Raw genomic sequence first — 12,601 nt, 5'->3', positions numbered from 1 at the left:
TGACTCGAGAAGCCGCTCGGCCTTGTGGTCGATGCGGCGATGGAGGGAGCAAGAGACGGGCACAGGAGCTGGAATCGAAGCCATCGAGGGGCCCGGTCTACGTATGGGGTTAACGTCACTTTCGTAGATGGCACTCGATGGCTTTCTCGTCTAGGTCTAGCCTCAGAAGCTACACCACTCTCGACTTTGACGCAATCTTGGACGCAATCAATATGAGGACGTATTCGAAATGAGAACGTATTCGAACACAGTGTCCGCGCTGATTCTTACGACTCCCGCTTTCCCACTTCATCCATGTAATCGAAGAGTTCGTTTACCGTATATTCGGTCATCGTCCGATGCGCCCTATGGGGGTGCTTGGACACATGACGGATTGCCTCAACGACCGTTTCATGGACGCGATCATCTATTTCGAGTTCCTGAAATCTCGTCTCGCCTTCCTGAGTCGACACATACCGTGCAGGGAGGCGATTTAGGGCATACGCGGTAATGTCCGATTTGCACAGTGAACAGAAACATATATCCCGTTCATTCTGAGCAATCCTCTCCACTTCTTTCCACACCAAAGGTTCCATCATGTTATAGATTCCTTCTACACGATTGTTCCTCAGTGTCAATCCATCACACCCCTCTCGATTCTATAAGAAGTCCGCAATAAACACCCTATTATGTCTGCTCGACCACAATACGTCAAACCCTGTATCAAGGTTCTCATCCATTCACAGATATCTATTTCTATTCATGACTGCATTTCGATTCAAAAACATCCATAGAGTCCCGGAGACATCTCCGATGATAACGGTTTGCCCCAAAGTGGAAGCGTTGCTATCCTTTAACCTTTCACCGTTCTTGGGTGGTTGCCCCCAACAGCTCAGAGTAGGTCCTGACGGTGTTCTTTCCGCTTTCCTTCGCGCTGTAGAGAGCCTCGTCCGCATGTTGCAGCAGTTCATGCCTTGTGGTTCCGTGCATCGGGTAAAAAGCGATTCCAATGCTCGAAGTCGTCCGAAATACTTGTTCCCCGATTTCCCAAGGTTGCTGAATGGCGGTAAGAATTCGTTGGGCAAGTCGCACTGCGTCCTGTTCTTCATGAATCTCGGGAAGAAGAATGGTGAATTCATCCCCGCCAAGACGGGCCAGGATGTCACTGGCCCGAAGACACCCACTCACCCGCTCTGCAAACTGTTTGAGAAGCTCATCCCCCACATCATGGCCCATTGAATCGTTGACGACTTTGAATCTGTCCATGTCGATATACATCACGGCCATCTTGCGCCCATATCGTTCAGCTTCTTTGATGGCTTGCTTGAATCGATCTCTGAACAATCGACGATTGGGCAAGCCTGTCAAAGCGTCATGGAACGCCAAATGCGCCAGTTTTTCCTCATACCTTTTTCTCTCGGTGATGTCTCTGGCTACCACCTGGAAGTGAACAAGATTCCCCGCTTCGTCTAGAACAGGCGTTCCTTTCGCTTCCACCCACACCCAGTGGCCTCGGACATGTTTGTACCGAAATTCGATGATTTTCTCTTCCTTAGTCATTGCTATTTCAGAAAATTCCCTCCGAACATTGAAAACATCATTCGGATGTACCATATCAAAGACAGGATTACCCTCATAGACTTCAGGGTCGAATCCCAATACAGATTTGTGGGAGGGTGAAGCATATTTGACCACGCCGTTCACATCCAAGATGCCCACCAAATCAGACATGTTCTCCGCAATTAAACGATACCTTGCCTCACTTTGACGCAGGGCTTCCTCTGCTTGTTTTTCTCGGGTGATGTCTTGGAGTATCATCAAATAAGACGGTTTTCCGTCGTACTGAATTGAAATCCCCGTCACTTTCACATCGATTGTTTTTCCATCCATACGACGGATTTTCTCTTCGGTCGGATCGATTGCGATACCCGTCCGATTTAATTCCTGGATGTGACTCTCTGCCAAATGCCTGTATTCTGGCGGAGAGAAATCGAGAATTGACTTTCTCAACAAATCATCAATCGATGAAGCCCCCAACAACTTCGTACAAGCTGGGTTTGCATACTGTATCAGCCCGTCGCGATGAACAATCACCGCAATCGGAGAGAGTTCCACCAATTTCCGATAGCGCTTTTCACTTTCTGCTAACGCCCTTTCTGCTTTCTTTCGCTCCGTTACATCTTGGAATATGGATAAGACAACAGGTTCCCCGTCTTGGATAATGTGAACTCCTCCGATTTCCACATCAATCAACTTTCCATCGTCTCGAACCATGATTGTTTCAATGAACGGGAGTTCCTTGCCAACGTGAAGATCAAGAAACCTTTGTCTTGAACGTTCATGATAGTCAGGATGAATATAGGAAAAGATGTTTTTCCCGATCAATCGTTCCGTGCGTAAGGTTTTCAGGGCAAATGGATTCGCATAAAGAATGGTTCCATTACGGTGAATCAAAATTCCCTTGGGAGACAGCTCCACAACCTTTCGATAACGATCTTCACTTTCCCGCAAAGACTGTTCGACTTGTTTTTGCCCCGTAATCTCCCTCGTAATACTGCACGTTCCGATAATGTTCCCGCTCTCATCCTGAAGCGGGGACAGGGTTAGACTGACCATAATGGGTGTGCCATCCTTTTTCAGACACACGGTTTCAAAGCCCTGAATATGCTCACCCATTTTGGCACGTTCCATCATTTCCCGTTGTTGTTTTTCTCGAAACGAAGGAATGATGGGCAATGGCTTGCCGAGAATTTCTTCCCGTTTCCATCCATACATTTCTTCAAACGCGGGGTTTATATCGACAACATTTCCGTCCAAATCCAAAATGTCGATAGCGTCGCCTATGGAATAAAAGAGCGCTCTTACCCCCGCTTCCATTTGGGTCAAGGAGGCCCTTGTTTTTCGCAGCTCCGTCACGTCCTTTGCAACCCCAAGTATGCCGATGACTTCACCGTTCACAACCAGGGGAATGTTTTTTACCTGTAGATGAACAATCTGTCCATTTTTACGAATCGCTTGTATGTTGTACTCGCAAGACATCCCATTCAAGACTTGGGTGAGTTTCTCTTTGACGAACGCTTCATAACCCGGCGCCAGGACATCTTGATAATGAAGGCCTTGGATTTCCTCTTGGGAATAGCCAAATATCTTGCAAGCCACTTCATTGACTTCAAGAATCGTTCCTTCGACCGAGAGAACGAAAATGGCATCAGGATTGTATTGCATAATGGACTTATACACTTCGAGGGATGATTCGCTAAACAGTAAACCCACGAGTCTTCTCTCCTTCGGCAACCCAGCCGTCATAGCAATCTGCCTTAGACCTGTTGGCTTTGCGTCCCTGACTTTCGTACAGGTTTGCCTTTGTCGTTCTCCTTCACTACTACATGGTGCTTCAGGTAGAACCACTGTTAATAACATGATCCATGATGATCCATGCGGATCGGGTGGAACTAATACGTGGCTACCCCGCAAAATCTTGTTCCCATCCGGAATCTCTTACTCGAGAGGTCATTGAGCCTTCCTTCGTATATGACATTTTCTTCCCCACTCCATGCCCGTTGATATAACATTGAAGCTTCCGTTCCGCATCTTCGCGCGGTAAAAGTTCCTTGAGCTCCTTCCCCACGACCTGCTCAAGCGTCAACCCCAGATTGTACAATAATTGACCGTCGCACATTGTGTGAATAAATTTTCCATTCCGCCGGGTAAACTTAAACGTCATACCTTCCTGATAACTTAAGGTATCTGCTAACTCCTGTTTTGTTTTGTTCAACGCCTCTTGCAGCCATTCTTGCTTCCATGCCTTTGGGTACATTCCGTCTCTTGCAATAATCATTTCTATCTGCTGGAACTTCGACAGAAATTCCATGGGAGGTAGAGGTTTACTGAACAAATACCCTTGTCCCATGTCGCAGAGGTTCTGTTGGAGAAATGTGAGTTGGTCTCTCGATTCAATTCCTTCGGTTACACCAAGAGATGCTTTAAACATCTTATACTTAGGAGAATTCGATAAATATCCATCGTCGTGTCTTCTGTGATCTCGAGCCCTAGATACGATGGAACCATCCCGGTTTCACGAAACACGTGTTCAACGTTTTCGACAAAATTCGATTGGTAGAGTTGGCATACAGAGAGGTTGACTGCCATAATTATAGGTGGAATGCCTATAGCTTGCCAAGCTACGTTTTGGGCACAAACTGTTCGCAATACACATTCCCCGAGGTAGAATCAGCTCAGTCTCCTCTGCAATCGGAATGAACTCCGTAGACAACCTTTCTATTTGAACCACTTTCACCCCAGTCCGATCAACCCGCCCCTCGTCCCATATATTATATTTTTGTGTCTATTATACATGATTTTTTTATTTTTACAGAATTACCTGATTTATAGAGGTTGCAACCAAGTTTCGAGTGAAGAGAGGAAACTATACATAATCTCGCACATTATTCATTTCCTTCCGCCGTGTCTGGTGACGGGGACGATGGTGTAATCGTCAAATCAAATTCTTCACTGCCTGCCTCCCCCCTTAACCCTGCCTCATCCCTTGCCCCGCCTGGCTTTTCTCGACTTTTCCTGCTCTCTCCCACTTTCTACCGTCAAATTCGATCCTTCCCTGGATCACGCCTTTTCTCACCCGATTTTATCCGCTATTTTCAATAAATCTTGTTCTTTCGTAAAATCAATTTGTTCCCTGGCGGGAAGGGGGAAAGACGGGGTTGAGGACGCAGGGCGGAAAGATTTTGTCGTGTATTTTTTCGCATTTTTGTTCAGTCGAAGTCCAGGAATCCTTGATATGTCGGGCTTTTTCGCGTCTGGTAGCTCTCAAAATTTTGCTCTGAGTTTCTCTCGCCCGTCGCCTTTAGGCATCAAAAAGAAAGGGCGAATCCAGGCTTTTCACCCGAATTCACCCGTGCTCTACGGAACAACCATTTTTACTCAGGGAACAACTTATTTTGCGCAGGGAAGAACTTCATTTTGCGAACACACAAACACCATAGGTGAGCCGCGACCTCACTCCACCGTGACACTTTTGGCCAGGTTGCGCGGCTTGTCGACATCGTTGCCACGTGCCACGGCGGCATAGTAGGCCAGCAGTTGCAACGGAATCACGGCAACAATCGGCGCCAAGAGCGGGTGCAGACGAGGCAGATAGAGCACCTCATCGACCGACTTGGCTAAGTCCTCGTTGCCCGCCCAAGTCACCCCGAGAACAAACGCGTCGCGCGCCTTGACCTCCTTGATGTTACTCAAGGTTTTCTCGTACAACGCCTGCTGAGTGGCCATAGCGATGACCGGCACCCCTTCCGTGATGAGCGCCAGGGTTCCGTGCTTGAGCTCGCCGGCCGCGTACGCCTCTGCATGAATGTACGAGATTTCCTTGAGCTTCAGGGCGCCCTCCAAGGAGAGCGAGTAGTCCAGGCCACGGCCAATGAAGAAGGCGTGTTCCACTTCAGCATAGCGGTGAGCGAACTTCTCCAGCTGCGGTGCCACACCCAGCACCTGTTCCGCCGCCTGCGGCAGATGGCCCAGCCCAGCCAGAACATCCCGGATGTCCGCGTCGGTCTGCGTCCCACACACGCGTGCAAAGTAGAGGGCTAACAGGAACAATACCACCAGCTGCGTCGTGTACGCCTTCGTCGAAGCCACCGCAATCTCCGGACCCGCCCAGGTGATGAGCACATCATCCGCTTCGCGTGCCACCGAGCTGCCGACTACGTTGGTGACGGCCAAAACCCGGCGCCCGCGCGCCTTCGCTTCGCGCAGCGCGGCGAGGGTATCCGCCGTCTCACCCGATTGGCTCATGACAATGATGAGCGTCCTGTCTGAATCAATCGGATTTCCATACCGATATTCGGACGCAATCTCCACGTCCACCGGGATGCGCAGAAGTTGCTCCATCCACGCCTTGCCAACCAAGCCCGCGTGCCACGAAGTGCCGCAGGCGACGATGTGCACCCGGTCAATCGCGCGGATAAAGTCCTCCGTCAGTTCCAGCTCCGGCAATTCCACGCGTGACCAGTCAGGTGCCACACGCCCGGACAACGTATCGCGAATCGCTTTCGGCTGCTCGTAAATCTCCTTGAGCATGAAGTGCGGATACCCACCGCGCTCAGCCGAAACCGCGTCCCACGTCACGTGCAAAACTTGTTTTCGCACGGGCTGACCCGAAACCGTGAAGCATTCGACGCCGTCGCGGCGGACCACCGCCATCTCGCCGTCATCGAGCACGTACACGTCGCGCGTGTACTCGAGAATAGCCGGAATGTCCGAGGCGATAAAGTTCTCGCCCTGACCCAGACCAATGACCAACGGGCTGGCCTTGCGCAGGGCAATCAGGGTATCCGGGTATTCGGCGCAGAGCACCACCAGTGCATAAGCGCCCCGGATGCGCTCCGCCACCCGGACCATAGTCCGGAACAGGTCCCCGTCGTACAGGTCTTCAATCAGATGCGCGACCACCTCAGTGTCCGTCTCCGACTGGAACGTGTGCCCCTTGGCCGCCAGCTCCTCGCGCAGGCTCAGGTAGTTTTCGACGATGCCGTTATGCACCACCGCAAACTTGCCCTGACAATCCTGGTGCGGGTGTGCGTTCTCATCGGACGGCCGACCGTGCGTCGCCCAGCGGGTGTGACCGATGCCGATATGACCGACAAGCGGGTTTGTGGCCAACTTGTCTTCCAGGTTCGCCAACCGTCCCACCGACTTGGCGACATGCAGCTGCCCATCGGCAAGCGCGGCCACCCCAGCCGAGTCGTAGCCCCGGTACTCCAGCTTCTGCAGCCCGCCAATCACGACACCCTGCACGTCCCGCGGCCCGACGTAGCCCACGATTCCACACATATGCAATTTTCCTCCTTATAGGCCTGCTCACTCTTGTCCACAGCGGTCACCCGCTGGTTTTCGAGCTTCGCGTGACGGTGCGGCCCTCACACCGGGAGGCACCCGCCGAATGGTTCGCCAACCTCCTCCGCGTCAACTGGATACCGTAACATCCAGTCCAGGCGCTTCTCGCCGGAAAGTGTCCCAGATTCACCCCCGCGCGTTTTTCGCAAGTTGCGCCGCTGGCGCTGGCGGATAAGTCCACCAGCCATGGCATCAACCCGCGCAACCTCACTATATGTGACCGAACAGGATGCGGTCAATGGGATGCCCCCATTTTGCCATACACATGTCAGATCACCTGTCATCAGCGGACACCATACGCCCGCACTCGACACCCCGTTTGCGACAACAATTCCTCGCACATACCGTCCTGGCTGCCGGCCTTCCGATTCATTTGGAAACGTGCTCTTTCATCGGTCGCAACCACCCGCCGCATGCGCCAAGCGACTTCTTCGCGCGGTTAGGCGCCCAATTCCGCCCGCACAACCCGCACAATGCTCCCAACACACTCCTGGAGCAGCTGTTCGTCCGGCCCCTCCGCCATCACGCGGACAATCGGCTCCGTTCCCGACTCGCGCACCAGCACTCGTCCATCGCTGCCAAGCCGCTCTTCCGCCGCCGACAGCGCTTGGCGAATGCGGTCATTGGTCGCCCACGCTTGCTTGTCACGTACGCGGACGTTCTCCAAGATCTGGGGATACCGCGTCATCACCTTGCGCAGCTCAGCCAACCGCTGTCCACTGCCCACCAGGATGTCCACCAACTGCAGGGCGGTCAGAATGCCGTCACCGGTGGTGGTGTGGTTGAGAAACACGATGTGCCCCGACTGTTCGCCGCCCAAGGTGTAGCCCCCGCGGCGCATCGCCTCCATCACGTAACGATCCCCCACCGCCGTGCGCTCCACGTGGATGCCAAGCTGTTCCATCGCCTTCAGAAAGCCCAGGTTGCTCATCACCGTGGCGACCACCGTATCGTGGTTGAGCTGCCCTTGCTGTTTGAGCGCACGGGCGCAGATGGCCATGACATAATCCCCGTCCACCAGGGCTCCGGTGTGGTCAACGGCAATCAGCCGATCCGCATCGCCGTCAAACGTTAACCCGACGTCTGCACCCAGTTCCAGGACCGCCTTTTGCACCACATGCGGATGGGTCGATCCGCACCCGACATTGATATTCACGCCATCTGGCTGGTTGTTCAGGACGCTGACCCGTGCCCCTAGGCGCGTAAACACTTCGGGAGCGATGTTCGAGGCGGCGCCATTCGCGCAATCAAGCACGATGTGCAACCCTTCAAAGCGGTTTTGGACCGTCTTCAGGAGAAAGTCGATATACGCAGACCGTGCCGGCTCCTCATAGATGCGACCGACCGCAGCACCGATGGGACGCGGCAGATTCTCGACCCCGGCCTGCATTGTCCGTTCAATCTCGTCCTCCACCTCATCCGGCAGTTTAAACCCGGCATCGCTAAAAAACTTGATACCATTGTCCTCGACCGGATTGTGCGAGGCGGAGATCATCACGCCAGCCTGCGCCCCCAAGTGGCGCGTCAGATATGCCACCCCAGGTGTAGTGATGACCCCAAGCCGCAGGACGTCCGCGCCGATGGAGAGGATGCCGCTGATGAGCGCTGCCTCCAGCATATCCCCGGAGATGCGGGTATCTTTTCCGACGGCGATGCGCACTCCTCGGCGACCACCAGTCAACACATGCGCTCCCGCGCGCCCCAAATGAAACGCCAATTCCGGGGTCAATTCGCGGTTCGCGACGCCGCGCACCCCGTCCGTACCAAACAAGCGGGCCAATTTCACCGCTCCTTTCCACTGCAAACCATACAACCGATAGTCAAAAATGACAATGAAAAACGGCTGCCCGGACTCGCTGCCGGCAGCCGCAGCAACCCAAATCATTGTGCCATAAGGACATCCGTGACGGCAACCATTCTATTTGGCGACAATCAGCTCCAGGGGGAGCACAGCCACCCAAGGGTGCTGCGCCACCTACGATTGGCTGACTTGCACCTCTGCGTTTGCTGGAGATAGCTGCGTAACCCGGACGCCCGATGGCACATCGACCTGGATGGGGCCCCGTGTATCCCCAGGCTGCAATCCCTTGGCGTCGACGTAGGCCCGAATCGCATTGGCCTTCAGCCCACCCACCACCGACTTCGGTCCACTTACGTGAACCGTCACTTGGGACGGGGTGACCACAGACACCGTTTCCCCCGCAGGAACGTTCCGGATCGTCAGCGGGACGGTGAAGGAACGCACGGCGCTTGGCTCAATCTGGACGCGTATCGAGACTGTGGACGGACTGGCCCGTGTCGCACCGTCTGGCAGGGGCGCCTTGACGGAGACCGTCTTGCTTCGGTTGAGCCCGGATACATCCACCGGAATCGTCAGGTGCTTAGGCAAGTGGGTTCCGTACAGGGTTACCGAGGATACCGACGGCGTGAGTCCGGCCACATCGTACCCGGCTGCGGGCGATCCGCTCGTCTCCAAACGTATGGGCACGCTCTGGTGCGGCGCGACGACGGGCACCGTGACGTGCGCCGTGGCCGGCGCTACCGTGACCCCGTCCACCGGGTTGCCACGCGCGTCGACTGCGGCCAACGTCACTTCCTGGGAAACCGAATCATTGGCCCCCTGTACCGAAACGAACGCGGCGACAGTACTGACCCTACCCAGCGCCTGAGCCGCGCCACTGACCTTGACGGTCGCCACGTCACAATCGGGATTCCCCACAGTATAACCAGACGCTGGCTGCCCGCGGACAATGACGCGGACTGGACGCTCATCCGTCTTTCGGTCGGCAATCACCACTGTTACACTGGATGGGCTGAGGCTGTACTGGACCAACGGCATATGCTCCGCAGTGAGGGGTACCTGGTGCTGCCCGGGACCCAGCCCCCGTACATCGGCCACCAACTGCACATTCAGCATCTGCTCAGTCAGCGACTGTAAGTTCACCGTACTGTCATGCACGGCGACGATGGCCGCAGAGGGACTGACGCTAGTCACCACAGTATCGTCAGAGGTTCGGACGTGAACCGCAATCGGGAACTTGGAGACGCTGACGTTGTTTGTCACCGCGCTGGTATCGGGGCTCGGCTGTACGGTAAACCACAAAATGCAGCTGAGGGCGAGCGCGATGATGCGCAAGACGTTGTTGTTGGACCAAAATCGGCTCACTACGACTCCGCCTTTCGGCTGAGAAACTTGTTGAGGGTGGCAGGGCGCTTGAGCGTCAGCAGGGTGTTGAGCAAATCTCGCAGGGCGGACTCACTGAGGTCCTGGGTCAAGACGCCGTCTACCGCCAACGAGATGTGCCCGGTCTCTTCCGAGACGACCACGGCCACCGCGTCCGACTGTTCCGTCACGCCCAGCGCGGCACGGTGGCGGGTTCCCAACTGCCTGTCCAAATCGCGGCTGTCCGTCAGCGGCAGAAAGCAGCCGGCCGCCACCATCCGATCCCCCCGTACCACGACCGCACCGTCGTGCAGAGGCGTATTCGGAATGAATGTATTCAACAACAGTTCGGTGCTGATTTTTCCTTCGATAAGGGTCCCTGTCTCAATGTACTCGCTGAGACCCGTGCTGCGCTCGATGACAATCAGAGCGCCGGTCTTCGTCTTGGAGAGCACCTGGCTGGCCTTGACAATCTCTGAGGCAGCCCGTTTCACATCTTCATTGTCGGTCGAAGTAAAGGAAAACGAAAAGAACCCGCCGCGGCCCAGTTGCTCCAACGCCCGACGCAGTTCTGGCTGAAAGACGACCGGAATTGCGAAGAATCCCAAGGTGATGATTTTGTTCAGAAGCCAATTCAACGCCTGCAAGTGGAGAAAGCTGCTGACTGCGGTGGCCAGCAGAATCACGATAACACCCTTGACCAGCTGCACCGCTCGGGTGCCGCGGATGAGGATGAGTAGACGGTAAATCACATACGCGACGATGAGGACGTCAACCGCGTCGAGTATGCCAAAGTGTCGTAAGATGTCCAACCACGCCGCCATTCTCGCCACCAACTCGCCGGAAAAATGGAGCCATTCCCTTCCTACTATTGTTTCGTACTCGTCCGTCTACGTCAAGTCGTTGGTGACATTTGGCGAATCTCCCCTCCGCGTGTTCTGCTGACCTCAGCGAGTTTTACTGCGGCGGGCCGTTCGACGGGTCTGGACCAGGGATTTCCGATACGCCGCTAAGAATACACGCGAAATGGCTTCGTGCCCCTTGTCATTCGGATGAATCGGGTTGTTACGGATGCGAAAATCACGCAACCGGCCCTGCTTGTAACAGTCAACAAACAGGTGCTCGTTGCCGAAGTAGCGGTTGCGCACGTCGGCCAGGATGAGGTGTTCCCGCGTCGCCACGTGGCAGATAACCTGATTTAACGTATCGATACATTCCTGGGCGACCAATGAGTTCGGGAACGGGTTATACATCGTCCCGAGGATGACGGTTGTCTGTGGGGACCTGACAGTGTGGACAATCTGCGTCAGGTTCTCCTGTACCTGCCCGCCAACCCGCAGGAGCCGACCGCGGTTTCCGTCAATTAACCACGGCATGGCTTTAAGAAAGTCGTTGCCACCAATCAAAATGGTAATAAGCCGCGCCTCTCCCCAGATACACTCCGGCACATCCTTCAAGGACTTGAGCAGCTGCCGGGAGGTCCAACCGGGTTTAGCGCGGACAAACATGTTCACTCGCTCCTGCTTGGACAACGCGGCCTGAACCCGATTGACATAGCGCGCCCGTTCCGAACTGGCGCAGTATCCGTACGTGATTGAATCTCCTAAGGCTACGTACAGCATCGGCTGTCCTCCCGGTGTGTCATACTTGCACTGTATTTCGGCCTGAAACGGGGCGTGACGGCGGCCGTGCCGGCAAGTGTATCGTTCGGTCGTATCCCGCCGGCAGTTCCAGCGATAGTATGCCCATCCACATCCGTTCGGACACTTGGGATCACGAAAAAAGAGCGTCGATATGGGCCGCCTGCACGACGGCCTGGGTCGGCCCCAAAGCCATGGAGCTAAGCCTGTGGACGGGAGACTATACCCGAACCAGGGCGATAAGGTGAGGGGTGACGGTGGCCTCAACGCAGGCAGCCACCACGAGTAAAGCCAGAATCCAGGGTAGGTGGCGTGCAGCGCGGCGAAGCTCACTGCGCAACGATAACCGGGGTTCGCGAGTTTCCACGGTGGTACCTGTGGTGCTCGTTCTCATCCGCCGGGTCAGGCTGTGTATCGCGGCAAAGCCGAGTTGAAACCCCAGCACCGTCGCCCAGACGATGGCGGTCAATTCGAAAACCCCGTGTGGAAGAACGCCATACACCAAAACCTTCCACAAAGGTACGTGCGCCTGTTGAACAGCGAGGGCGGTCACGTACCCCAGCAGGACTCCATTCAACCACAACATCACTGCCGGGAAAACGCCTAAAAACAGACCCAGCACGATCAGCTCCAGCGCCGCGATGGCGTTGTTGAAGAAGATGGTCCAGATGGCGCCCAAAACCGAGGTGGACGATATGCCCTCGGCGGTTCGCTTCAATTTTTCGATAACTGGGCCGAGCGTCTCCTGAAAGTGGTGCGGCCAGAGCGCTCCGCTCACAAACCCGGCCACCAACAGCAGCAAGGCTAGGGCAATAAACCATGGAAACGACTTGTTCGTGTGGGGAACTCCGGAATTGGACATGTATGTACCTCGCTTTCAACGCATACACTGGGCAAAGACTTGAACCTGTCC

At 54.9% G+C, this 12,601-nt stretch carries 9 protein-coding genes, 1 pseudogene and 1 riboswitch; all 10 genes and pseudogenes read right to left on the bottom strand.

Features of this window, described 5'->3' with window-relative positions:
• Window positions 1-266: 266 nt before the first annotated feature.
• Window positions 267-575 carry a late competence development ComFB family protein gene (locus H522_RS22550; protein ID WP_420535268.1) on the bottom strand — a complete coding sequence of 103 codons (309 nt, stop codon included), beginning with the start codon at window positions 573-575 and terminating at the stop codon, window positions 267-269.
• 265 nt (window positions 576-840) lie between these two features.
• Complete coding sequence (locus tag H522_RS20635; RefSeq protein WP_051344227.1) at window positions 841-3,252, bottom strand: sensor domain-containing diguanylate cyclase; 2,412 nt, start codon at window positions 3,250-3,252, stop codon at window positions 841-843.
• A 13-nt stretch (window positions 3,253-3,265) separates the two neighbouring features.
• Window positions 3,266-3,351, bottom strand: a riboswitch (cyclic di-GMP riboswitch).
• Window positions 3,352-3,442: 91 nt separating this feature from the next.
• Entirely contained in the window at window positions 3,443-3,889 is a 447-nt protein-coding gene (locus tag H522_RS0112420) for a hypothetical protein (protein ID WP_245578104.1), read from the bottom strand.
• A 56-nt stretch (window positions 3,890-3,945) separates the two neighbouring features.
• A pseudogene (locus H522_RS22545) lies at window positions 3,946-4,191 on the bottom strand (EAL domain-containing protein); the annotation flags it as partial.
• A gap of 801 nt (window positions 4,192-4,992) precedes the next feature.
• Window positions 4,993-6,822 (bottom strand): glutamine--fructose-6-phosphate transaminase (isomerizing), encoded by a 1,830-nt coding sequence (gene glmS, locus H522_RS0112410; protein WP_026962573.1) that lies wholly within the window; start codon window positions 6,820-6,822, stop codon window positions 4,993-4,995.
• A 502-nt stretch (window positions 6,823-7,324) separates the two neighbouring features.
• Window positions 7,325-8,665 carry a phosphoglucosamine mutase gene (gene glmM / locus H522_RS0112400; protein ID WP_026962571.1) on the bottom strand — a complete coding sequence of 447 codons (1,341 nt, stop codon included), beginning with the start codon at window positions 8,663-8,665 and terminating at the stop codon, window positions 7,325-7,327.
• Between the two features lie 195 nt (window positions 8,666-8,860).
• On the bottom strand, window positions 8,861-10,051 hold the full coding sequence (locus H522_RS0112395) for a CdaR family protein (protein WP_026962570.1): 1,191 nt from the start codon (window positions 10,049-10,051) through the stop codon (window positions 8,861-8,863).
• Window positions 10,051-10,872, bottom strand: coding sequence for a diadenylate cyclase CdaA (cdaA, locus tag H522_RS0112390; RefSeq protein WP_026962569.1), 822 nt, complete (start codon window positions 10,870-10,872; stop codon window positions 10,051-10,053). The genes H522_RS0112395 and cdaA overlap by 1 nt, the downstream gene beginning before the upstream one ends.
• A 123-nt stretch (window positions 10,873-10,995) precedes the next feature.
• Window positions 10,996-11,670, bottom strand: coding sequence for an SGNH/GDSL hydrolase family protein (locus H522_RS0112385; RefSeq protein WP_026962568.1), 675 nt, complete (start codon window positions 11,668-11,670; stop codon window positions 10,996-10,998).
• Window positions 11,671-11,908: 238 nt separating this feature from the next.
• Complete coding sequence (locus tag H522_RS0112380; protein ID WP_026962567.1) at window positions 11,909-12,550, bottom strand: stage II sporulation protein M; 642 nt, start codon at window positions 12,548-12,550, stop codon at window positions 11,909-11,911.
• Window positions 12,551-12,601 lie beyond the last annotated feature (51 nt).

The organism is Alicyclobacillus herbarius DSM 13609 (assembly GCF_000430585.1).
Lineage (GTDB): Bacteria > Bacillota > Bacilli > Alicyclobacillales > Alicyclobacillaceae > Alicyclobacillus_G > Alicyclobacillus_G herbarius.
Note: the sequence above shows the minus strand (reverse complement) of the source record. Positions and strands in the feature narration are given on the sequence as shown.